20 protein-coding genes are annotated in these 25,155 nt (G+C 38.2%); 6 read left to right on the top strand and 14 right to left on the bottom strand.

Going from position 1 to position 25,155, the window contains the following annotated elements; translation table 11 throughout:
- Positions 1–32: 32 nt before the first annotated feature.
- The 8 genes from HMPREF1477_RS00195 to HMPREF1477_RS00160 form a co-directional block, all read right to left on the bottom strand.
- Positions 33–710, bottom strand: coding sequence for an ECF transporter S component (locus tag HMPREF1477_RS00195; RefSeq protein ID WP_016475409.1), 678 nt, complete (start codon positions 708–710; stop codon positions 33–35).
- A 56-nt stretch (positions 711–766) separates the two neighbouring features.
- Positions 767–1,606: a hypothetical protein gene (locus tag HMPREF1477_RS00190; RefSeq protein WP_016475408.1), complete on the bottom strand. Its 840-nt coding sequence runs from the start codon at positions 1,604–1,606 to the stop codon at positions 767–769.
- Positions 1,599–2,006 (bottom strand): hypothetical protein, encoded by a 408-nt coding sequence (locus HMPREF1477_RS00185; protein WP_005376838.1) that lies wholly within the window; start codon positions 2,004–2,006, stop codon positions 1,599–1,601. Before HMPREF1477_RS00185 ends, HMPREF1477_RS00190 begins: the two co-directional genes overlap by 8 nt.
- 141 nt (positions 2,007–2,147) lie before the next feature.
- Positions 2,148–4,283: a heavy metal translocating P-type ATPase gene (locus tag HMPREF1477_RS00180; RefSeq protein WP_016475407.1), complete on the bottom strand. Its 2,136-nt coding sequence runs from the start codon at positions 4,281–4,283 to the stop codon at positions 2,148–2,150.
- A gap of 15 nt (positions 4,284–4,298) precedes the next feature.
- The gene (locus HMPREF1477_RS00175; RefSeq protein ID WP_005376730.1) at positions 4,299–4,559 is read right to left on the bottom strand and encodes a DUF6110 family protein; all 261 of its coding nucleotides are present in this window, start codon (positions 4,557–4,559) and stop codon (positions 4,299–4,301) included.
- A 102-nt stretch (positions 4,560–4,661) separates the two neighbouring features.
- Positions 4,662–4,856, bottom strand: a complete 195-nt coding sequence (locus tag HMPREF1477_RS00170; protein WP_005380969.1) for a FeoB-associated Cys-rich membrane protein — start codon at positions 4,854–4,856, stop codon at positions 4,662–4,664.
- Between the two features lie 232 nt (positions 4,857–5,088).
- Complete coding sequence (feoB, locus tag HMPREF1477_RS00165) at positions 5,089–7,458, bottom strand: ferrous iron transport protein B (RefSeq protein WP_016475406.1); 2,370 nt, start codon at positions 7,456–7,458, stop codon at positions 5,089–5,091.
- A 9-nt stretch (positions 7,459–7,467) separates the two neighbouring features.
- Positions 7,468–7,701 carry a FeoA family protein gene (locus HMPREF1477_RS00160; protein WP_005376797.1) on the bottom strand — a complete coding sequence of 78 codons (234 nt, stop codon included), beginning with the start codon at positions 7,699–7,701 and terminating at the stop codon, positions 7,468–7,470.
- Positions 7,702–8,217: 516 nt separating this feature from the next.
- Here HMPREF1477_RS00160 and HMPREF1477_RS00155 point away from each other — a divergent pair.
- The gene (locus HMPREF1477_RS00155; RefSeq protein WP_016475405.1) at positions 8,218–9,516 is read left to right on the top strand and encodes a DEAD/DEAH box helicase; all 1,299 of its coding nucleotides are present in this window, start codon (positions 8,218–8,220) and stop codon (positions 9,514–9,516) included.
- 50 nt (positions 9,517–9,566) lie between these two features.
- On the opposite strand, the gene HMPREF1477_RS00150 is transcribed toward HMPREF1477_RS00155, so the two are convergent.
- The gene (locus HMPREF1477_RS00150) at positions 9,567–11,879 is read right to left on the bottom strand and encodes a DNA topoisomerase 3 (RefSeq protein ID WP_016475404.1); all 2,313 of its coding nucleotides are present in this window, start codon (positions 11,877–11,879) and stop codon (positions 9,567–9,569) included.
- Positions 11,880–12,055: 176 nt separating this feature from the next.
- Between HMPREF1477_RS00150 and HMPREF1477_RS00145 the strand changes: the two genes are divergently transcribed.
- Together HMPREF1477_RS00145 and HMPREF1477_RS00140 are read left to right on the top strand one after the other, a co-directional pair.
- Positions 12,056–13,651, top strand: a complete 1,596-nt coding sequence (locus tag HMPREF1477_RS00145) for a peptide chain release factor 3 (RefSeq protein ID WP_016475403.1) — start codon at positions 12,056–12,058, stop codon at positions 13,649–13,651.
- A 236-nt stretch (positions 13,652–13,887) separates the two neighbouring features.
- The gene (locus HMPREF1477_RS00140) at positions 13,888–15,135 is read left to right on the top strand and encodes a sodium/glutamate symporter (protein ID WP_005378508.1); all 1,248 of its coding nucleotides are present in this window, start codon (positions 13,888–13,890) and stop codon (positions 15,133–15,135) included.
- A gap of 74 nt (positions 15,136–15,209) precedes the next feature.
- Here the strand turns inward: HMPREF1477_RS00140 and rsmA are convergent, their stop codons facing one another.
- Complete coding sequence (gene rsmA / locus HMPREF1477_RS00135; RefSeq protein ID WP_009660889.1) at positions 15,210–16,064, bottom strand: 16S rRNA (adenine(1518)-N(6)/adenine(1519)-N(6))-dimethyltransferase RsmA; 855 nt, start codon at positions 16,062–16,064, stop codon at positions 15,210–15,212.
- A 57-nt stretch (positions 16,065–16,121) separates the two neighbouring features.
- Entirely contained in the window at positions 16,122–16,652 is a 531-nt protein-coding gene (gene rnmV, locus HMPREF1477_RS00130) for a ribonuclease M5 (RefSeq protein WP_005378514.1), read from the bottom strand.
- 108 nt (positions 16,653–16,760) lie between these two features.
- Between rnmV and HMPREF1477_RS00125 the strand changes: the two genes are divergently transcribed.
- From HMPREF1477_RS00125 to msrB, 3 genes are all read left to right on the top strand, one after another.
- On the top strand, positions 16,761–17,696 hold the full coding sequence (locus tag HMPREF1477_RS00125; RefSeq protein ID WP_005380952.1) for a LysR family transcriptional regulator: 936 nt from the start codon (positions 16,761–16,763) through the stop codon (positions 17,694–17,696).
- 222 nt (positions 17,697–17,918) lie between these two features.
- Positions 17,919–19,040 carry a 5-methyltetrahydropteroyltriglutamate--homocysteine S-methyltransferase gene (locus HMPREF1477_RS00120; RefSeq protein WP_005378487.1) on the top strand — a complete coding sequence of 374 codons (1,122 nt, stop codon included), beginning with the start codon at positions 17,919–17,921 and terminating at the stop codon, positions 19,038–19,040.
- Positions 19,041–19,976 carry a peptide-methionine (R)-S-oxide reductase MsrB gene (gene msrB / locus HMPREF1477_RS00115; protein WP_016475402.1) on the top strand — a complete coding sequence of 312 codons (936 nt, stop codon included), beginning with the start codon at positions 19,041–19,043 and terminating at the stop codon, positions 19,974–19,976. It abuts the gene before it with no gap.
- Positions 19,977–20,095: 119 nt separating this feature from the next.
- On the opposite strand, the gene HMPREF1477_RS00110 is transcribed toward msrB, so the two are convergent.
- The 3 genes from HMPREF1477_RS00110 to HMPREF1477_RS00100 all read right to left on the bottom strand — a co-directional run bounded on the left by HMPREF1477_RS00110 (position 20,096) and on the right by HMPREF1477_RS00100 (position 25,153).
- Positions 20,096–21,067 carry a 3D domain-containing protein gene (locus HMPREF1477_RS00110; protein ID WP_005378492.1) on the bottom strand — a complete coding sequence of 324 codons (972 nt, stop codon included), beginning with the start codon at positions 21,065–21,067 and terminating at the stop codon, positions 20,096–20,098.
- Between the two features lie 416 nt (positions 21,068–21,483).
- Positions 21,484–23,601 carry a polyphosphate kinase 1 gene (gene ppk1 / locus HMPREF1477_RS00105; RefSeq protein WP_016475401.1) on the bottom strand — a complete coding sequence of 706 codons (2,118 nt, stop codon included), beginning with the start codon at positions 23,599–23,601 and terminating at the stop codon, positions 21,484–21,486.
- A 1-nt stretch (position 23,602) separates the two neighbouring features.
- A complete protein-coding gene (locus HMPREF1477_RS00100) occupies positions 23,603–25,153 on the bottom strand; it encodes a Ppx/GppA phosphatase family protein (protein ID WP_016475400.1) in 1,551 nt (516 codons plus the stop codon).
- Positions 25,154–25,155 lie beyond the last annotated feature (2 nt).

Below are 25,155 nucleotides of genomic sequence, written 5' to 3'. Positions count from 1 at the left end.
ATCATAGATATTCAAACTATGTAAAATATAAATTATTTTTGTACATCCTTACGCAATGCTTTTCGCAACGCCAATGCAATCGGTGTTACGATAACGCCTGCAAAGATGGCCTCTGGAATACCATGAGTAACAGACAATACTAAAATAGTTCCCATAACTTGATCAGATGAAAGATGCATTGCCTGTGCGAACATATCCGCGTATATCACATAGATTAGCCCCATTACCATACATGTATGGAATATAGTGCCCATAAATGCAGAAACTATCAAGCGCGGACCTTGTGGTACCTTCCATAATGCTTTGTATACCAAAACAGCCAATACAGGGAATATAATCCGAGGTAATACTGATACTAACGGATTAATAAACAGTGGTGACAAAATATTTGGTGCCGTAAAATTTTGCCAGAAGCTATAGACACCAAAAATCAATCCTACGAACGCACCAACCTTAGGCCCTTCAACTAAGGCACCAATTAATGCTGGGACATGTAATGTAGTGACATTCAATGGTCCTAACGCCATAATACCATAGCCAGAAAGACCTAGAATAATGGTAATGGCCGCTAATAGACCCACAATGGTTAATTCGCGCAATGTTAAGCCCGATTTTGTAACGGTTTCCTTACTCTGTTTACGCTCCGATTGTGTCGCTTGTCGTTCTTGGATTGATACCTGTTGGTTACCATCCTTCACATTTTCATTCATAAAAATCCTCCTCCGCTCTCATTCTCTTAGGATATGAGTCGAAACTAGAAATAAAATTAACCTTTGCTCTTAGTAAGAGCTTTTATTACACCTATCTCTACTAATTTACCAATTAATACAGATACGATAATAAACACAAATTCCAGTAATCCTGGTGTAAAGAATACAAGTGGATTGCCTTGATAGATTGGAAATACCGTAGGTGCTATTGCTTTCACAAATTCCGGAATATACCCACCATATAATATATGGCCATTCATAGCTAATAGCATAGCAGCTGTGACGACAATACGCAATAATCTCGTCCCTTTATATTCACCATTTCGAGGGTACATATAGAATGCAAAGACTAACATCGAAATGATGATGAATAGGAATTCCCCCACTAAAGCATTCAAACTAATGGTAGGGCCAAAATAAGCTACCATGATAGGATCCGTTAAATTGATGTAAAAAATAGAACCTAAATAGATAAATGGAATTGGTAAAATATACACGGCCATATCTAAAGCTTCATCAACCGCTCCCCATCTATGGCGACGTTTGAAGAAAAATGTCATCAATAAAGCTACCAACTCAAGCAAAATCTGTGTAAAAAAATATACACATAAAAAGACTAGTACTATAAGCGCTTGATTTTCCAATGTTACATTGAACGGCGTAGTGAATAGATTAATAACCGTAAAAATGGCCCAACTGTATACATGGTACCCCATATGAAGTGGCAATTCACTAAATTGTCCTTGTCGCATCCGTTGTAAGAGAACAGGTACCAATAAAGATAAAACGGGGAATGTGAGATATGGAGATCCCAAACCGGTTTGATGTAATACAGCAGTCACTACACTTACAAAAAAGGCACTAACTAAAGTAAATACAATAAATTGCTTATTCATGTGAACCTCCCAACAATTGAGAAATTAAATAAGCTATGATAAGAACAATAGTAACCTGACCATACATACCGACAAGGAAGATAATATCACGCCCAACGGATGGCAAACCCCAAAGCCAATTTAAATCCAACCCAAGAAACATTAGCTTATAGGTAGCAAACTGAATAACGGCCCAACCCAGCACATATATAATGCGGTTAATCCGTTTATTTTCAGCGCCAAATGTACTAGCTTTAAACGATAAATAGGCCCAAGGAATACACAAGGATAGCAATAAATACCATACCAATGCCACTGTAGCACTAGATCCATTATGAATCATATAAGAAATAACAGGAATGGCCACGATAAATATATTCATATATAGTGATCGTTTACAAATATCTAATATAGTGTTCATATACGTTCTCCTAAGATAATTAATCACTTGATATTGTACACTACACACCAGTAAAATGCCACAAAAAAAGACCTCTTATAGAAATTTTCTATAAGAGGCCTTTTAATAAAATCCATGTGCGAAACACGGAACAATCAGGTATTATGCAACAGTAGATTCTGCAGTAATATCAATTGTATGTTTGTCTTCAGGTTTTTCTTCTTTCAACAATGGAGTCATGCTTTCAATACCAATACCCAATGTGAATAGGTTATGTAACCAAGCAGTTTGACTTGGAGGCATGAAACCAAGTACGCCACCACCTACAAGAGCACCATTGAAACCAACAATGCCATTGTAATTGGACTTGATGCGTTTCATCAAGGCCATAGAAATGCGGCGTAAATCTACAAGAGCTTGTAGATTATCAGAAGAAATCGTAACATTCGCAATTTTTTGTGCAATAGGAGCACCTTCATTCATTGCGATGCCTACATGTGCTTCAGAAATAGCTGGGGAATCATTGATACCATCCCCTACCATCATGACAGTATAACCTTCAGCTTTTGCTTGTTTTACATAAGCTGCTTTATCCTCTGGCAATACCTCTGCATGCACTTCATCGATACCGAGTTCATCAGCTACGCGTTGCGCATTGCGTTTGGAGTCACCAGTCATCATGACAATCTTTTTAATGCCTAAAGCATGTAAATCAGCAATAACTTGTTTAGATTCATCGCGTACAGGGTCTTTAATACAAATAACCGCTGCTAGTGTACCTCCAATAGCGAGGTAAATATGAGAAGATGAATTTGGTAAATTATTGAACTTTTCTTGTTCATCTGCAGGAATCTTTGTTTTTTCATCATCAAAGATGTAGTGAGCACTACCAATGCGTACACGGTAGCGGCCAACTTTAGATGCAATACCATGAGCTACAACGTATTCTACGTCGGAGTGCATTTCCTTGTGAGGCAAGGAATGATCCTTAGCAGCGCGTACAATTGCTTTTGCCATGGAATGAGGGAAATGTTCCTCAATACATGCAGCCAATTTTAACATTTCATCTGCATCATGACCATTAAATGGAATGATTTGTTCAAACTCAGGTTCTGCTTTTGTAAGAGTACCTGTTTTATCGAATACAATCATATCTGCTTGTGCAATTTGTTCTAAGAATTTACCACCTTTAACAGTGATACCGCGTTTAGATGCTTCTTGCATAGCGGAAAGTACTGCTAATGGAATGGATAATTTAAGAGCACAAGAGAAGTCAACCATTACGAAAGACAATGCTTTCATCACATTACGAGTCAACAAATATGTCAAACCAGCACCAATAAAGCTTATTGGAACTAATTTATCAGCCATGCGGTATGCTTGTTGTTCCATACCGGATTTCATTTGTTCAGACTCTTCAATGAGGTTAACGATTTTTTCGTAACGAGAAGATTTAGATGTGCTACGTACTTCTACAATAGCTTTACCGTCTTCAACAACAGTACCTGCATATACAGAACTGTCTTGATCGCGACGAACCGCTTCTGGTTCACCAGTCATGGAACTTTCATTTACAAGAACAACACCATCGATTACAGTGCCATCCAATGGAATTACTTCACCTTGACGGATAATGATTTTATCGCCTTCCACAACTTCGTTAACAGGCTTGCTCACTTCAATGTCATCAACTAAAACCCATACTTTATCAACATTCAAAGACATGCTTTGAGCAAGATTCAATACAGATTTACGGTGAGTCCATTCTTCTAAGATATCGCCAATACCTAATAGGTACATAACAGCACCAGCTGTAGGATAATCTTTTTGAAGTAAAGCTGCACCAATAGCAACACCGTCGAGAACCTCTACGGTTAACTTACGTTGCCACAATGTTTTAATCGCTTTGCCGATAAATTTAATACCGTCAAACCATGCCCATGCTGCCGCAATCGGTGCAGGTAACACTGCTTTTTTACCTAAGTAAATAGCAGTGCGATTAATCATCATTTCACGATATTTTTTATTTACCAAGCGCGGAGAGTATTCATTCAAAGCAGGAGCTTCGGACAAATCTAAATCGCGTAGACCTAACACCGCATCACGTACAGATTCAGAATCGCCAGTATGTTTAATGACGATCTGACTGCTACGTGTATAGAAGGTTACGTCTAAAATTGCATCATTAAGTAATAATGTATCCTCTACATAAGCAGCTTCAGCTTCTGTAAAGCGATGACCTGTTACCTTAATATGCAAGCGATTTCTGAGTTTTCGTACAACAGAAAATTGTAACATAGTTAAATCCTTCTATTATTTATTTTCTTCAAAGATTTCTTCGTTGCGTGCTTCGTTGATTTCTTGAGCTTCTGCCAATACATCAGATGCGGAAGCTTGTACTTTTTCAGCAGTTTCCAATACAGTTTCTTTAGCGCGAAGGCCAGCTGCTACGATACCAGCATATACTTTTTTAGCGTCTTTAGAAGTCAACACTTTAAGACCTACAGTACCCAATGCAAGACCTGCTGCGAATAAGTTAGCGTTTTTAAGATTGTTTTGATTGAAGTTGAACATGATAATATCCCTTTCTACTAAATATATAAAAATTTACTTACTATATTTGAAAAGAGGAGCCATTATAGAGACCCCTCTTTCAAATTCAGAATTCGTATTAGCTTACTTAGCGGTACGTTTAATACCAAGCGCCTTGTTCGAACCATCACAGCTGCAGTTACCACCGCAACTAGAAGATTTTTTGGAGCCACCGCTACCACAGCCGCAGCCACCCTTACCAGACACTTGTTTATAAATTTTTGTACCAAGATAAGCCAATGCTAATATCACTATGAGTCCTATAATTAGGTTATCCATTATAATTCCTTCTTTCTCAATATCCACCAAATTTTCATAAATTGATATATGATAAATGAGTTAAAAGCAATATATTTGGATATTTCCCTTTTCTCATTATCATTTAACCACAAATAATGATAATTGGCAAGAGCTATTTTAAATTTTTTCTATAATTAAATTACATTATGTCAATACAATTTAGTTCTAGGTATCTAAGGAATGTAAACCATAGTGATTAACTACGCTTTAATTAGAAGCCTAGTGCCAAACCAATATTGTAGAAAATAAAGCATGCAATCCATGCGAAAGCATTTTCATAACAGAACATGAATAACATCCATTTCCAAGAACCAGTTTCGCGTTTAATAACTGCTAGCGCTGCGATACATGGCGGGTAAATCAAGATGAATAGCATTAATGTTAATGCAATCAATGGTGTAAAGTGTGGATCATTTTGTAAGTAATCAGTCAATGCTTGAGGATGATCTGTATCGCCACCTACTGCATAGATAGTACCCAATGTAGATACAACAACTTCTTTAGCCGCTAAACCAGCCACAAGAGATACACCGATTTTCCAGTCAAAGCCTAATGGTTTAAGAACTGGGTTGATTGCTTTACCGAACATAGCAGCATAGGATTGTTCCAATTTTTCAGAATTTTTTTCTTCGTCAATTTTTTGATTTTCATCATCTAAATTAGCGCTATTTTTATACATAGCCCATGCTACTGGGAATAATTGTTCATTTTGTTCTTTAATGTCATTGAACAATTCAGGTGCTTCAGAATCATCTTCTACTTCGATTTCAGGAGCAGCTTCTCCAGCATCCTCTGCTTGTGTAGTAGCATCTGCTACAGTAGATTTCATATTATCTACGATTTCATTAACTTGGTCTTTTTGTTCATCTGTAGCGATACCAAAATGAGCCAAAGTTTCTGCATCTTTCATTTCATATGTTTGAGCTACTTGATCATGCAATGCATCATAATCTTTGGAGTATTCTACATCCATTGGATATGTTGTGATGAACCATACGAGGATGGAAGCAGCAAGGATGAAAGTACCTGCTTTTTTAAGGTACATAATACCACGTTCAAACATATGAGTTAATGTAGCTTTTAAAGTTGGTAAATGATATGGAGGCAATTCCATTACGAATGGTTCTGCTTCGCCAGCAAATAAATATTTGCGGAAAATTTTAGCAAATACGATACCAAATACAATACCTAATGCATACACAGCAAATACTACAGTACCAGCCCATTCAGGAGGGAAAAATGCTGCTGCAAACAAAGTATAAACAGGTAAGCGTGCAGAACAACTCATGAATGGAGTAATTAAGATTGTTACCATACGATCTTTGTAGTTATCAAGGATACGTGCACCCATTACGGATGGTACGGAACAACCAAAACCTAATAATAAAGGAATAAACGATTTACCATGTAAACCACAAGCGTGCATTACACGGTCAATAACGAAGGCAGCACGTGCCATATACCCTGTATCTTCCAAGAAAGAGATACCAAGGAATAATAATAGAATTAATGGTACGAAGGATAATACAGCACCTACACCGGCGATGATACCATCAGAAATAAGTGATTGTAACTGACCTTCTGGAATAACTGTTACAACCCATGCTTGTAATGCAGTAAAGCCATCTTCAATCCAACCTTGAGGAATAGCACCTACAGTATTTACAAAGTTAAATAGTAACCACATTACAACCATAAAAATTGGCAAACCAAGAATACGGTGAGTTAAAATTTTATCATAACGGTCAGAACGCGTTTCTAATTGTGTAGGAGCCTGTGTTAAACATGTATTATATACTTCTACTGCGAAGCGGTGACGATATTCTTGGAATACTACATCAAGATCGACTTGATCTTTAATTTCTTCACGAATCGCTTTCGCTTTTTCAATAACAGCTTCTGTATTTTCAAAGCGCATAACTTTGCCAATAACGTCCGCATCTTTTTCTAACAACTTAACAGCAACCCAACGAAGTGGATATGTAACAGTACCAGCTTGTTTTAGTTCTTCTACAAGTTCACTAATTTTGCCTTCTAAGAAATCACCATAGTTAATTGTTACACCAGGAGCTTTTTGAGAAGCAGCTACACTAACTGTTGCTTCTAACAACTCTTTTGTACCAATGTTTGTACGACCTACTGTGCTAACAATTGTAGCCCCTGTCATTTCTGCCATTTTTTTTAGGTCGTATTTGATGCCCATATCTTCAGCAACATCAGACATGTTTAGAGCAATAACCATTGGCTTTTCAAGTTCCAATAATTGTGCAGCTAAATATAAGTTACGTTCCAAATTAGATGCATCAAGAACATTAACAATTACATCTGGGTTATCATTTACGATAACATTACGCGCTACTAACTCATCCAAGGAACGTGCAGTTAAGCTATATGTACCTGGTAAGTCAATAAACAATAACTCATGGCCATCAAATTTCTTATAGCCTTCCTTTTTTTCTACTGTAACGCCGGCATAGTTACCAACGTGTTGCTTCGCCCCTGTGATATTGTTAAACATTGTAGTTTTACCACAGTTAGGGTTACCTGCTAAGGCAATGCGAATTTGCCCTTTTTCTGCCATGTGAACCTCCTATTGAACCTCTACATCAATCATGCCAGCTTCGCTATTACGAAGTGCTAATTCAAAGTTTTTTACTTTGATTTCCACCGGATCCCCCAAAGGGGCAAACTTCATAACATGGATTTTTGTACCATGTACAAGACCCATGTCAATTAGACGATGCTTAACGTTGCCACTGCCATGTAGTGTAACAATAAGACCAGACTCACCTGGTTTCATGTCTTTTAACTTTTTGATAGCCATACGACACCTCCTAATTATTGTACCTAACAACCTCATATTAAACACACCAAATAATAATGCGTATTAATATCTTAAATTATTATATCATGAGAATTCATAATTTCAACAATAATTATCATTTTGTTATTCAAGATATTTATACTTATTATTAAATATGATTATACCTATTTTGAAAACATACCAAACACACTTATAAAATAAGGGTCTATCCATTTTAATATTATATACACAATAAGATTTCTCATTACTGAAAATGATAATTAAGGTTATCTTGTTATCAATTAATTATATATTCATTCTCATTTTCACACTTGCACTTTAAGAATTTCCTGTCATTATTAAAACTTCTAATCTCAATTTCTCCCACCAAATTCTCATTTTCTGAATTTTATTCATTTAATTGGATGTTATTCAACACTCATTATCTCCCCAGAATATTCCATAATGATATAAATTTGCTCCACTCTAATAGATTAGGTATAATTAATATAATATGTATTAAAGAAAGGACGACACATGAAATCTTTTAAATCCTTAGGCGTTTGCGACGAACTTATTAGCACCTTACAAAAACAAGGCATCAAGGAACCAACGCCGATTCAAGAACAATCGATTCCTATCGTCTTCAAAGGCAATGATATTATTGCAAAGGCACAAACAGGAACAGGCAAAACACTAGCCTTCTTATTGCCTATATTGCAACGCATTCACACTGATGTACATCAAGAACAAGTACTGATTATCGCACCAACACGGGAACTCATTAAACAAATTTCCGACGAAGCAAAGATGCTAGGCGCTGTGTTGGATGTCGATATTCTTCCGCTCATCGGTGGTAAAACGATTGAATCCCAATTACAACAACTTGGTAGACGTCCTCACGTCATCCTAGGTACACCAGGTCGTTTATTGGACCACGCTAAGCGCGGCTCTCTCCATCTCGATTCAATCCGTCGCGTAGTATTAGATGAAGCAGATCAAATGCTTCACATGGGATTTTTACCAGACATAGAAAACCTAATCGGTCAAACAGATGCGAATCGACAATTGTTACTCTTCTCTGCTACAATTCCGGACAAGATACGTAACCTAGCAAAAGCATATATGACAAAACCGGTATCTGTAACAGCGGAGGGTAAACACATTACACTAGACTCAATTGACCAACGCGTATACATGATGAATCCAGAGGATAAAACACCTCGCCTCATCAAGATGATCCAAGAAGATAATCCATATTTGGCAATCGTGTTCTGTAACAAACGAGAAGGCGCCATTCGACTATCCTATGAGTTGACAGCTGCAGGTCTCAACATTGCTGAAATGCACGGCGACCTAACACAGGGCCGACGCACACAAATACTTCGAGACTTTGCCAAGGCAAAAACACAAGTTTTGGTGGCTACCGATATTGCAGCGCGCGGCATCGATATTGAGGGCATCACTCATATATACAACTATGATGTACCTCATGATGTAGATTACTACATCCATCGTATCGGTCGTACAGGTCGTGCAGGTAATTCTGGTATAGCCGTTACATTTGCTACGCCAGCCGATGAATCTTGGTTACGACGCATAGAACGTGCGATTCAAGCAACCTTAACAAAATACACAAAAGATGGGCAAATCAAAACTAAAGGTAATGCCAGCACTGCGCCAAAACGCAAAAAAGCAACATCAAAACCTAAAATCACAAGTTCCTATCAATCTACAAAAGCAAAAGCCCATAAGGCTCGAGGCCATAAGGGTTCCAACACTCGTCAACGCCGTACCTCTACATCACAAACAGGTCGACGTGGCAAACGGAGATAACACAAAAATGCGTGTAGCATATCATAAGCTACACGCATTTTTTAGTGTCATTATTTATTTTGATTTGCATAGATACTCGGTACACCCTCTACATCCATGCACTGCGTCTTGCAAGCCGAACGATTACTACAAACCCATGTAGTACGTCCTCTCATCTGTTGCTTTACAAAATATCCCTTTTTGCATCGAGGGCATATATATTGCTTTGACTCTTCCGGAACCTCCAGATTTGAACCCTCGTTTTGACCACCACCTACAGGTTGAGTATATCGACAAGACGGATAATTAGTACAACCTAAAAAGGCGCCAAACTTACCACTCCGCTGTTGTAAACGCCCCTTCTTACAGGATGGACACTCGGGTAAATCCTTCAGATTTACTTGATTGGCATCCATAGGCCGTCTTGCATTTTGATTTGAAATGGTACGGACCACATTTGGCATCATTTGATCACGACTTACCTGTTTATCAAAACCAAGTTTATCAATTAAGTGTTGTAAAAATTGAATCTGATCTTTCAGGAATGACTCCAGTGTATCCTCACCCTCACTCATAAGAGCAAGACGTTCCTCCCAAATGGCTGTTTCATCAGGATATAATAATTCATCAGGCAATGCATCTACCAAAAGATATCCCGTATCGGTAGGAGATAACACCTGTTTCTTACCAGATGTCTTCATAAACCCACGACTGATTAATTCATCAATAATATTTGCCCGCGTCGCTTCCGTTCCGATACCGGATACGGCCTTCAATTGTTTCTTCAACTCTTCATTCTTAACAAACTTATGAATTTCCTTCATCGCTTGTAATAATGTAGAAGGCGTAAATCGAGATGGCGGTTTTGTTTGTTTTGACTCTACAGCTGAATCCGTATATTGAACTGAGTCATTCTTTTTAACCGACGGCAAATGATCTGCTTCTTCGATAGCATCCTTTTTAGGCCCCGATTCTGCACCTCGTTCATCGGTTAAGTCCGGTTCCTCACCATCTGCGTTAGTCTTAGACTTTTGACGCTTATATAAGGACTTCCAGCCTTCTTCAATAACAACGCGACCATTGGCAACGAATTCTTCCTCGCATTGACCAACTACAATCCTTGTTTGCTCATATACATGTTCTCCATAAAATTGAGCAATATAGGCCTGACTGATGAGAAAGTAAATATTACGTTCTGCTTGAGTTAGGCTGTTTACATTACAAGCAACTGTGGTTGGAATGATGGCATGATGGGCAGTAATCTTTTTTTCATTCCATGCACGACTCTTAATATTTCTATCCGCATTTTGTGCCCATTGTGAAAGTTTTTCATCCCCCGATTGCGCTAAATTGCTGAGAATAGCCATGCGATCACCATATTGATTAGGTGGCAAGTATTCACAATCAGAACGAGGATAAGTGGTCAATTTTTTCTCGTATAATTTCTGTGCCGTATCAAGTACAGTTTGAGGGTCATAAGAGTATGCCTTCCCTGCCAACACTTGTAATGATGATAGTGATAATGGCAACCGTTGTAAATCTTTCTTCTTGGATTTTGTAACAGATTTTACCATGCCATCAGGGCTTGATGCTAGCTGTTGCACTAAGCTTTCAGCAACCCCTTTATTAATGAGACGCCCATCTGAATCTAATCCTTTTTGTTCATCCTTAGGTTGCCACGTTGCCCAAAAGGTACCATTCTCATGGGTGTATAAAATTTTAACGGTAAAATAATCAACCGGTTTAAAATCGGCTAATGCTCGCTCACGACGCACCACGAGTGCTAGCGTTGGTGTTTTTACACGACCTATAGGCAATGTTACCTTATTGCCTTTATACCGTTCAGATAATGTATAGGCCCTCGATAAATTCATCCCAATCAACCAATCGGCACGCGCTCTAGCTAATGCAGATTGATATAGATTGTGAAAGTCCTGATTATCACGCAAATCACCCAATGCCGATTTTACAGATTTCTCATCCAAAGCATTTAGTAAAATCCGTTGCACCGGTTTTGTATTGCCTACAAAATACAAAACCTCATCGACTAACAACTGACCTTCTCTATCCGGGTCACCTGCGTTGACGATGATATCAGCTTTTCCAATCAGCTCTTTTACAGTTTCAAACTGTTGACGACTGCTATCAGTTATGAGTAATTTCCACTCAGTAGGTACAATTGGTAAGTCTTGAGGACGCCAACGAATATATTTATCGTCATAGTCACCAGGCTCGGCTTGATGTAATACATGCCCTACAACCCATGTAACAACATCATCACCTTGGATAAAATAACCATTGCGTTTTTGTATATTCTTATTTACCGGCAAACATTTACTGATTTCTCGAGCCATAGATGGCTTTTCTGCAATAAATAACCGCATGGTCCCCTCCTTAACGTACATATGGCGACAATCCCCGTAGTCACTCTTTGAAATCTCATTATACTACAATTTAGTGGTCATAACTACCAAAATCATGTATAATTTTAAAGATATGAATGATGTGAAAATTGTACAATACAATTAAACTTTCACAAGCGAAACAACAGAGGTGAATTATGACATTTTTAGAAGAAGTACAACGTCGTCGTACGTTTGCTATCATATCTCACCCGGATGCGGGTAAAACGACACTAACAGAAAAATTACTTTTATACGGTGGCGCCATTCACTTAGCGGGGTCCGTTAAATCTCGTAAAACGGCAAAACACGCTGTATCTGACTGGATGGAAATTGAAAAACAACGTGGTATCTCTGTAACGAGTTCTGTATTGCAATTCGACTACGATGGATGTCGCGTAAACATCCTCGATACACCTGGTCACCAGGACTTTTCCGAAGATACCTATCGTACATTGATGGCCGCCGATAGCGCAGTCATGCTTATCGACGTAGCAAAAGGCGTGGAAGCACAAACTAAAAAACTATTTGCCGTTTCTAAAGAACGAGGTATTCCAATCTTTACATTCGTAAATAAAATTGACCATTTTGGTCGTAGTCCATTCGATTTGATGGAAGAAATCGAAAACGTTCTCGGCATCCGTACATGCCCTATGAACTGGCCTATTGGTATCAATGGCGAATACAAGGGCGTATACGATAGAGAACATGAAACGATCGAGCTCTTTGCTAAGGATGAAACACATGGTCAAGAAAAGTTAGCCTCTGAAAAAGGTGCATTAACTGACCCTCGCATGAAAGAATTATTAGGTGACGATGTATATCAAGCATTGCTTGATGATATCGAATTATTAGACGTTGCAGGCGATCCATTCGATTTTGATAAGGTGCGCGCCGGCGAATTGACACCGATGTTCTTCGGCTCCGCCATGACAAACTTTGGGGTAAAACCATTCTTAGAAAAATTCTTAGAACTCGCTCCATCCCCTGCGCCACGTCAAGCAATCGAAGAGGTTGTACAACCTACAAGCGAAGACTTCTCGGCATTAGTATTTAAAATTCAAGCCAATATGGACCCTAATCATCATGACCGTATCGTATTTATGCGTATCTGCTCTGGTAAATTCGAAAAAGGCATGTCCGTATTGCATCGCCAATCAAATAAGACGATTCGCTTATCACAACCACAACAATTCTTGGCTACAGAACGCACCATTGTAGAAGATGCGTACCCTGGTGATATTATCGGGGTCTTCGACGCTGGCACAATGGGTGTAGGTGATACACTGTGTGCACAAAAGCATAAAATTACATTTGGCGACTTTCCTGTCTTCCCACCTGAATTCTTTGCTCGTGTATCTCCAAAAGATACGATGAAACGCAAACAATTCCAAAAAGGCATGACACAACTTGCCCAAGAAGGGGCTGTTCAAATCTTTGAACAATCAGGTGCTCTCGACTCCTTCGTAGTTGGCGCTGTTGGTATGCTTCAATTTGAAGTATTGGAATACCGCCTAAAAAATGAATACGGTGTCGATTTATTAAATCATACATTGCCATACAGTGTGGCACGCTGGATTGACGGAGACGTAGATACATCTACACTAAAAGGTCTAGATAATGCGATGATCGTAAAGGATAACCGTGACCGCACCGTTGTACTCATCGCCAACGAATGGCAAATGGGTTGGGTACAAGAACGTAATCCAGATGTTACATTCTTAACAACACCAAAATTACATAATGAGATTTAATTAAATCTTAGTTCACTATATAAATGGCGATGGCCCTTTCTATCGAGCCTTCGCCATTTTAGTCTCACATTCATACAATCAAAAATTTTTCTATTCTCATTAGAGGAATTTATAACGAAAGTGTAGAATATATAATCTATACATATTTTGTATACATGATAAATTCTATAGTATTTAATTGGTTGTTCATGATACAATGTAATAAATTATTTTTATTTGTTAAAAGGAGTGATTTTATGCCACTGATTGACCTAAAGTTAGTCAACGATGTATGGACACTAAACCTGTCCATGATTCAAACTGTGGGCCTCGCTGTAATTACCTTATTCATAGGTACTTGGATTAATAAACATTCCAAGTTTTTACAACGCATGTGTATGCCAGCACCAGCTGTAGGGGCTCTACCATTTGCATTTTTAACTGCTATTCTTTCTTATTATCATATTTTGGATATTAAATTTGAAGGTTCCTTGCAAACCTTTTTAATGCTTGCCTTCTTTACTACCATCGGTTTGATGGCGTCCTTAAAGGTATTAAAAAAGGGCGGTATTTTCATTATCTTCTTCTTCCTTGCTTGTGCCGTGTGGATTGTAGTTCAAAATACTGCAGGTATCGCCATTGCAAAAGCATTGGGTATTGAACCAATTATCGGTATCATGGCTGGTTCCGTATCCATGATTGGTGGTCTCGGTACGGCAGGTGCCTTCGGTCCATACTATGAACAATTACTTGGTATTCCAGGTACTGCATCTGCAGCCGTAGCAGCAGCTACATTTGGTATGGTAGCTGGTACGATTTTAGGTGCTCCAGTAGGAGAACGCATCATCAAAATGCATAAGGTAAAAACACCTTACGACAACCCTGAAACTATGGATGATGACAACATCGATTATATCGAAGATCACGTTGAAGGCGGCGGAAAGCAATTCAACTCTCAAGATTTGTTAACGATTTGTATGTGGATTGGCCTAGCTCTTGGCATTGGTACCATCGTAAGTGCAGGTTTATCTATCTTAACTCCATTACCTGCATACATTGGCTCTATGATTTGTGCAGCCATCATTCGTAACTTTGGTGACTTTACAAAATCCTACAAGATTAACGATGCTGCCCTTGATGCTGTATCTAATGTAGCATTGTCCCTATTCGTTACAATGGCAATCAATAGCTTGAAACTTGTACAATTAATCGACCTTGCATTACCACTTATTACAATCTTAGTTGCACAAATGGCGCTTATCTGTGTATTCGCATACATTATTTACTTCCTATTTGGTCGCAACTACGATTCCGTTATGCTCGGTGCAGGTGCTATCGGTTTCGGCTTAGGTGCTACGCCAAACGCATTGGTTAATATGTTATCCTTAGCAAGTAAACACGGCCCATCCCCTCGTGCATGGCTCGTTGTATCCTTGGTAGGTGCATTCTTAATCGACTTTGCTAATGCCTTTATTATTACAACAATGGCTGGCATTCTATACTAAAATGAAAGGACCCATTCGGGTCCTTTTTTATTCCAAAAGGTCCTAAGGATAATCCTTAGGACCTTTTAATTATATTATTTAATTAAGGCCGCCCACGCATTGGCTACATCGGCAAATTCTTGGAGGGTAAATGTCTCTCCTCTTCGTTGACCATCAATATTAGCTTTTGCTAATAGCTCTTCGATTCTATCCTTGGATAGACCTGTAGTCTTCATCGTATTAGCAAAGGTTTTGCGTCGTTGCGCAAAACCGGCTTTCACAACGCGGAAGAATAGTTTTTCATCAACCACATCCACAGGAGGTTTATCACGCAATACACAGCGAATGACAGAACTCGTTACAGCTGGCGCTGGCAAGAAAGATTTTGGCGGAACATCTAACACGATATCGGGCTTAGTATAATACTGAACAGCCACCGATAGAGCACCGTAGTCCTTCGTACCTGGTTTTGCCACCATCCGTAAAGCTACTTCCTTTTGTACCATTACAACAAGGCGCTCTATAGGCAATCTACTTTCCAAAAGAGACATAATAATAGGCGTTGTAATGTAATATGGCAAATTAGCAACAACCTTGAACGGTTCATGATGCATAATGGACGGTACATCCAATTTCAACACATCCCCATGAACAATAGTCACGTTACTATATTGAGCTAGTGTCGTATCTAAAACCTCTAATAAACGCGTATCGAGCTCAATAGCCGTTACATTAGCACCACTTTGTGCTAAGCCTTGTGTAAGCGTGCCAATACCAGGACCAATTTCTAAAACAGGCTCTCCTTCTTGTAAATCCGCAGCTTTTACAATTTCATCAACAATGCCACGCTTAATCAGAAAATTCTGGCCCAACTTTTTGCTCATTTTAATATCAAAACGTTTACAGATATAATGAACTACTTCTGGACTCGCAATGATAGATTCAATCATGAATACTCCTATTCTAAATTTTGTTACGAATTTAATACTATGTTTGTTGAAAGTATATTAACATCTTGAAACGGCTTGTTCATATTCATCACGACTGATGCCATAATGATTGAGTCGATATAAAAACTGTTTGCCATTTCCATATCCTATACCCAAAGCAGCACCAACGGCAGCTCGTTTATCAGCACTATTAGGAAATCCAGAAAGGCCATGTCGTACAAGATCTGCCATCGTAAATTCCTCGCTAGATACCAATGATTCTGTATGAAGTACAGATAAAGCCTTTATAATAGACTCTGGCGAAGCTTGTTCGATGCCAATATCATCATTTGCATAGGCCTCATCGCGAGGAACAAAGGCATGTTGTGCATTAGGAAATTTCTTTGTTAATACGCGACGTATACGTTCGCCAGCCGTATCTGGATCGGTAAGAATAATAATGCCCCGCTTCTCATAGGCTACGCGAATCTGTTCAATAACGCCCTTGCGCAAGGTAAATCCTTCCGTAGCAATACAATCAGCGTCAATAGCTTGATGTATACGTTGTATATCCGATTTTCCTTCTACTACAATAACCTCTTTTAACATAGGACCTCCTTATATCTATTATATTATTGTAACATATATAGCATTGCTTAAATAGGTGTAATAGTTTAGTATAATATTATATAAAACTATAAAAATAAGGAGATAATTGTGACATTACAACAATTGCGATATGTAACGACAATTGCCAATATCGGCAGTATTAGTGAGGCTGCAAAACGTTTATTCGTATCCCAGCCAAGCTTGACAAAAGCCATAAAAGAATTAGAAAAGGAGATGGGCATTACCATCTTCGATCGCACCAATAAGGGCATTACTGTATCTAAGGAGGGCGAGCGTTTTTTAGGATATGCACGCCAAGTATTGGAACAAGCTACGCTGTTAGAAGAACAATATAAGAGTAATAAAGGTGGAAAAAAACAATTTTCCGTATCTACACAACATTACTCCTTTGCAGTAAATGCTTTTATCGATCTTATCAATCAAAGCGATGTAGACTCTTATGATTTCTCGTTACGGGAAACACAAACCTATGAAATCATTGATGACGTAGCGCATATGAAAAGCGAAATCGGTCTTTTATATTACAATGATTTTAATCGACCTGTTCTAGAAAAATTGATTCATACTAACGAATTAACCTTTACAGAGCTATTCACGGCTAGCCCTCATATTTTTATCGGCAAACAACATCCATTAGCTACTAAAAAAATGGTCTCCATGAATGAATTGGAACCATATCCTTATGTATCATTTGAACAAGGCGACCATAATTCGTTCTATTTTTCCGAAGAAATTTTTAGTACTGTTGTGCGCCCAAAACATATACGCGTCCGTGATAGGGCCTCCCTCTTTAGTCTATTAATCGGCCTCAATGGATACACCGTATCAAGCGGCGTTATCGATAAGGAGTTCAATGGTGAAAGTATCATTTCCGTGCCCCTAGCAGAAGAAGGCATCATGCATATCGGCTACATTACTAACAATAAAATGCAGCGCAGTCGTTTAGGACAAGGATATATTAATGCCTTAGAGCAATATGTAAACAATTATGGCAAACATATTCAATTGCCTACCGAAAAATAAATCTTTCGATTCTACAAATCAAAATAACAAACTAAATCAGTACATCCTCTATACAGAAGGATGTACTTTTTCTTTATAACTAATGCCATACTATATGGTTGCCTCCATAACTCTAATCTATACCAAACATTAACATATAGATATTTTTAAATATAGTTAGACTTAGCTATAATAAACCTATCGAAATTATCGGTTATACCGTTTATTATAGGAGGTTTTATTATGTCTAACCATTTAGCACCATTTCATTTTGATATTGTAGGTTCTTTCCTACGTCCAGCAGAATTAAAAGAAGCACGTCAAGCTTTCACAGACGGCAAAATCACTCGCGAAGATTTAACAGCAGTCGAAGATCGCCTTATTACAGACCTTATCAAAAAACAAAAAGCAGCAGGTCTACCTGTGATTACAGATGGCGAGTTCCGCCGCGCATATTGGCATTTGGATTTCATGTGGGGATTCAATGGTGTAAAAGAAATTGAACTTGAACATGGCTACAAATTCCACGGTCAAGAAACAGCACCTGGTTCTCTTGCACTTACAGGTAAAATTACAGGCACTAATCACCCATTCGTAGAACATTTTAAATTCGTAAAACAATTCGAAGATGAACATACAACAGCTCGTCAAACCATCCCTGCCCCATCTCAATTCTTAGCAGAATTATTTCGCGAGGATAATGGTACTGTAACGCGTTCCTTCTACCCTGATTTAGAAGAGTTAATCCAAGACATCGCAGCAGCCTATCGTCAAGTTATAAAAGATTTATACGATGCAGGTTGTCGCAATATTCAATTTGATGATTGTACATGGGGTATGTGCTGCGACCATGGCTATTGGACTGGCCGTCAAAAAGATAAAAGTGTAACCATCGAAGGAGAAACAGCAAAATACTTACGCGTAAATAACTTGGCCCTTGAAGGTCGTCCTCAGGATCTAGCTTTTACAACACATGTATGCCGCGGTAATTACAACTCTACTTGGGCTGCTAGCGGCGGCTATGAACCAGTGGCACCAATTCTATTTGCCAAAGAAAACGTAGATGCATATTACTTAGAATTCGACGACGAACGGTCCGGTGGCTTTGAACCATTGCGTGAAGTATCACCTAATAAAAAGGTTGTATTAGGCCTCATTACAACAAAACGTCCACAACTAGAAGATAAAGAGGTGATTAAGGCTCGCATTAAGGAAGCTACAAAATACATTCCTCTAGAAAGACTTTGCCTATCCCCTCAATGCGGATTTGCATCCTGCGAAATCGGCAATCAATTAACCGAAGAAGAACAATGGGCTAAATTGGCATTAGTTAAAGAAATCGCACACGAAGTATGGGGTGATTAAATGATAGAGCGCACAATATACTTAGGTGGTGGTTGTTTCTGGGGATTACAAGGTTATATTCGCCAAATTCCTGGTATAGTATCGACTGAGGTGGGCTATGCCAACGGCCCTACTACCAACCCAAGTTATGAAGATGTATGTCATGACAGTGGCCATGTAGAAGCACTAAAAGTAATCTATGATACCGATATATTATCATTAGATCATTTAATTCAGTATTTCTTGCGTGCTATCGATCCATTTAGTATCAATAAACAAGGCGGAGATGAAGGAATTCAGTATCGGACAGGTATATACTATACAGATAGTGCTGATAAAGCAATTATCGAGACTACATTAGCTCGTGCTCAATCCTTTGAAAACAAGCCCTTCGCCATCGAAGTATTACCACTTGATAACTATTACTCTGCAGAGGAATATCATCAAGATTATTTAGACAAAAACCCTAATGGTTATTGTCATATTCCTCTCGGCCTATCCCAAGAGCCACTTATAGACGATAGTGCCTATAACAAACCGACCGAAAAAAACTTGCAAACTTTATCACCGCAAGAGTTTGAAGTGACTCAAAATGCTGCTACAGATGCACCATTTAGTCATGAATTGACTGATGAGTTTAAATCTGGTCTCTATGTAGATATCACAACGGGTGAACCACTATTCGGATCATCGCGTAAATTCGAATCACACTGTGGTTGGCCAAGTTTTACAAAACCCATAGCAAAAGATGTTATTCGGTATTACAAAGATGACTCCCATGGTATGCAGCGTGTTGAAGTACGCAGTCGAATTGGTAATGCCCACCTAGGTCATGTCTTTGAAGATGGCCCTAATGGATCGTTACGGTATTGCATCAATGGATCAGCTCTCAAATTTATACCAAAAAATGAATTATTAGGAACAAAGTATGAATACCTAATTCCTTATATAGACTAATATCTATACAAGAAAAGGACGATACATTTCCTCATTGGAAACTATCGTCCTTTTCTCATTAGGGTAATTATACAAAAAGGAGATATCACTTGGATATCTCCTTTTATTATTAATATGAATTAATCGAGTACGTAAACTGTTACATCACGTCGACCAAAGTCCATGGCTTCGCCATAGGAATCCATAACAAGGTCAATACGATTCCCCACAATAGCACCGCCTGTATCAGCTGCTACGGCCTCACCATAACCTGGAATAAATAAGCGAGTACCTAATGGGATAACATCAGGGTCAACAGCAACTACACCACGTACTGCAGGAATACCTGTAGCAGTGATACCAGCCCCATCACCATCACCTGCTAAGTAAGCAGATGCTTCCATAACGATGGAACGAGATGCGCGACCAGATACATTACGGGATGTCGTTACCTCACGTGTACCTTCTTTAATAATTGTAGGTACCATATTTGTCATTACAGACTTAGACAATTCATTTGTTCTAATAGCTGTGCCATTATTATATAATGTCTCAACTTGAACGCGTTCAGTGCCCGGTTGACCAACTTGAACAACTTCTTCTTCACCTTGAGCCATTGTGTCATCTTTTTGACGAATCACTTGAACTGGGATTTCTTGATCCACAGTATTCACTGCACGGCTTGTAACGCGTACAATATTCACAGTACTACCAGCTTGAATAGCGCCACTAGCTGCAGTCGTATAATTAGGAGCTTTGAAACCTAATTCTTCCGCTAGGTCCTCAGCTGTAGTTTGTGTAGTATAAACAGTTCTAGTTTTTCCATTCACTGTAACAGATACTGGGAACGCTCTTACTACTGTAAGTGTTGTGCCCTCTTGTACAGAATTAGAATCACTAACTACTTTATCTTTCGGATTTAATTTAATACCTGCGTTACGCACGATACCTTCATTCGAATTTAAATGTGTTTTAACAGTATGAGCTGCACCATCAGCCATGACTGTAACAGTTTTATCGTTGTAAGAAAAACCAGTCAAGGTTATTGCAGTTACCATCAATCCAGCAACCACAGACGATATATATCGCTTGTGCGTCTTTTGAATTCTCATTACGAAATACCTCCTGTAACAATCATATTCTACTACAGTTAGATATAACCTGTCAAACTCGCAAGGTTAACAATTGCCGACAAACCTTTGTAATATATGGTTTTTCTTATTTTTAATCTTTTGTTTTTTTACATTTTGTCCACTGCACAAGAACACATCTATATTTTTCGATAACATACTACATAAGCAAAATTGTAGAGGTATATCAGATGTCACTACAATATATAGTATACGATGTATATATTATTCTATCTATGAATATTTATGAGTTTTTCTATTGTTACCACAAAATATATTAAAGTTCTAAATTTTCATTTACATTTCATATTACAAAAAATAAAACGGCTGAAATATACGTAGATTGGGGATTTACAATCTATATTTATACATCAATATAATGCCCTTTTAGAACTTCATCATTCTTTCATTTTAAACATCGGTTTAAATCGCTCTATAACCGTCATTTGATCCCTATTATCTTGTGTATTAGCAGCCTCCATTAATTCTTCTTGTGCAGATAACGGCCCCTCAATATTAGAAACTTTATAATAAGAACCATCGGCTCTCATGAGATGTGCTTTTAATGTATCCGCTAAATACAAATCTAGAATACCTTTAATTCGTGCCTTATGACGTTTGTCCTCAATGGGAATCATCAATTCAACCCGCTCATTTAAATTGCGAGGCATCCAGTCGGCACTAGATAGAAAGATCTTTTCATTGCCTCCATTTCGAAAATAGAATAATCTATGATGCTCTAAGAAACGTCCTACTATGGAACGTACCGTAATATTATCACTAACACCTGCAATACCAGGTCTAAGAGTACAAATCCCCCGTACAATCAAATCAATACGCACTCCATTAGCAGAGGCCTCATATAATTTGGCAATGACTTTTTTATCCAGTAATGAATTCATCTTTGCAATAATATATGCATCTTCACCACGTTTAGCACATTGAATCTCTTCATCTATAAGATCCATAATTCTCTCTCTCAAATTTAATGGTGCTACAATAAACTTATTCCAAATTGGTGGGTCCGAATAACCTGAAATTAGATTGAAGAAGCGAGATGCATCATCACCATATTCATCATTGCATGTAAAAATGCCACAATCCGTATATATACGAGCCGTTTTACCATTGTAATTCCCTGTTGCCAAATGCACATAACGGCGTATACCATCTTCTTCACGGCGAACTACCATTGTAATCTTAGAATGGGTTTTTAACCCCTTTAACCCATAAATAACATGACAACCCGCCTTTTCTAATCTACGAGCCATAGTAATATTATGCTCTTCATCAAAACGGGCCTTTACTTCCATCAAAACAGTAACTTGCTTACCATTATCCGCTGCTTTTATAAGAGACGCAATAATGGGTGACTCTCCACTAACGCGATACAAGGTTTGTTTTATAGCCAAGACATTTGAATCTACCGCAGCTTGTGCTACAAATTGTTCAACCACACTAAAGGATTCAAAAGGATGATGTACAAATATATCTCTATTACGAATCACATCGAGTAAATTTTCTCCTTCGAATCCAATTAAATCGCTTGGTATTTTAGGCTCAAATGGTTTATAGCGCAGATTATCATACCCAGGGTAATTTGAAAAATCGAAATACATACGACAATCTAAATGACCATCTATATGGTATACATCTTTTTCTTCAAGCTCTACACTTGCCAATACGGTACGCAACAATTCAGGAGAACCAGCTCCAACAACCTCTAAGCGAACCGCATCACCACGGCGTCTACGCCGTAAAGAAGCTTCTACCTCTGTCAATAAATCCTTTGCGTCTTCTTCATCGATTTCCAAATCTGCATCACGAGTCAATCGGAAAATCATAGACTCTTCAATACCATAACCTTGGAAGAATTGAATCGCATAATAACTTATAACATCCTCTAAATACACAAATCGATGTACCTTATTTGAGGAGGATGGTACCTCGATAATTCGATCTAATACTGACGGTATTGGCAAAATTGCAATCTTATAATCCTTTGTGCCATCTGGTTGAACTTGAAAGATGCGAACAATAGCATTAATCGTATTATTTGCCAAAAAAGGAAATGGATGTCCTGAGTCAACGGCCAATGGAGTGACCACAGGATAGATTTGTTCCTCAAAATAATGACGTAACCAGGCCTTTGTCTTTACATCTAACTCTTCAGGATGAAAAAAACTAAACCCTTTTTCCTTTAAATCTGCTAAAACGCGATGTAAATATGTATATTGTAACGAAACTAAACGTTGTACAGATTCATCGATAGCTTTGAGCTGTGCCTTGGCATCCATATGAGCAGCATCATATTTAACAATACCATTCATAGCTTGATGACGTAATCCCGCTACGCGTATCATAAAAAATTCGTCTAAATTAGAACTGGCAATAGCGATAAAGCGTAAACGCTCCATTAAGGGATTGCTCGTATCCATCGCTTCTAATACAACCCGTTGGTTAAACTTTAACCAGGATAATTCACGGTTAAAATAGTACTTTGGACTTGTAAACAACTTATACACCCCCTATGGTCAAGGAAATTTCCATACCAAATATTTCGCTAAAATAGATAGAATCTCGATTAAACGTCCACCATTCAAGAGAAATATTTTCCTTTGTCCGTACGTGAACAATTAATTCTTTATCCTTCTCTTCTAATCGTATCTCGTCTATTTTTTGATTACTTCCCGCATCTAATGAACAGGCTACACGGACGATAGCAACAAGCTTTGTAACCTGTATTTTTTGTAATTCTGTTAGCACTCTAAAGCAATCATCATCATCTGAAGGTGTCCCTTTATAGTGGTAATAAACTACATTCGCAACTACTTGTTTTTCTTCCTCTGAAAGTCCAAATATATCGGTTCCCATGACGATATGATACGCATGCTCACCATGATTTCTAAGGCTTACAAATTTACCAACAGAACACAAAATTGCCGCTATGCGACACAAATATCCCCACCGCTCTGGCAAGCCTTTATGACGCAATGCATTACAAAAGGCTAAACTAAAACGTTCAACCTCCCTATCATGTATAGAATCCGTGTGATAACGAGCCGCTATAGCACGTGCTAAGTCAGCATTTTGCTCACGTAACTGATACATATACGGATGATTTTCAGATTCTACACCGTAAAACCAACTAATACCTTGTGAAAAAGAATAACTACTAAATATTAAAGACTCTGGTTGAATGGCATTAATGATCTCTGCAAACAAAATCATTGTAGGCATAAGAATATTAGCTTTAAATTCCGGTATCTTATACCGATTCATTAATTTGGTAGCCGTAATACCATCAAAGGAGTCCACTAGCTCTTTAAATTGCTGTGGGTTAATTGTTGTAATAGGTTCACTATCACTATATCCCATCAATTGTAAGATTAAACGTGCTTCATCACCGGAAAATATGACATTCTTAATATTAAATAATTGCAATTCTTCTCGCAATGGACTAATCATACGATGCAAATATTCTGTAATAGCAGTGCTAAACGATATAGAAGCCCTTTGATTTCTGTTAAAAGACTCCATAACACGGAGAGAACCACTATGCATATTTTGTTGGAATAACAAAGATGCTCCTCTCCAAGCTGTTAGACCAACCCCTCCAGATGTAACATCTGCAAAGAGACAAGCTGTATCCTCATCTGTCGCCTTATGATGGTACATCATTTCGTAATATACAAGAGCGTACTTAAAATATACCTCTTTAGGCATATCTATCACTTCAACACGCATGCCAGTTTGTATAAAAATCTGATCCAGTATAGCTCTTCTATTAGTGGCCTCCCGAATTACGGTAGTGCCATATAAACGGCATCTAGACACACCATAATCAGCCATTAATTGTTTATAGCCCTTAAGAATGTCACAAATCTCTTCAATCGTTTTAAAGCTAAGACGTGAAGTTTGAAATAATTCTTCTCCAAAGGTCACTTCTCGAGCTGCATAATCGATGACACGTACATCATCAATACTTTTGTATTCTAATATTGTAATGCTCATGCTACTAGACCCAACATGTAAAATAGCATATCTGAGCACTTTTGATAATGTCATAC

Source organism: Veillonella sp. HPA0037, from assembly GCF_000411535.1.
GTDB lineage: Bacteria > Bacillota > Negativicutes > Veillonellales > Veillonellaceae > Veillonella > Veillonella atypica.
Note: the sequence above shows the minus strand (reverse complement) of the source record. Positions and strands in the feature narration are given on the sequence as shown.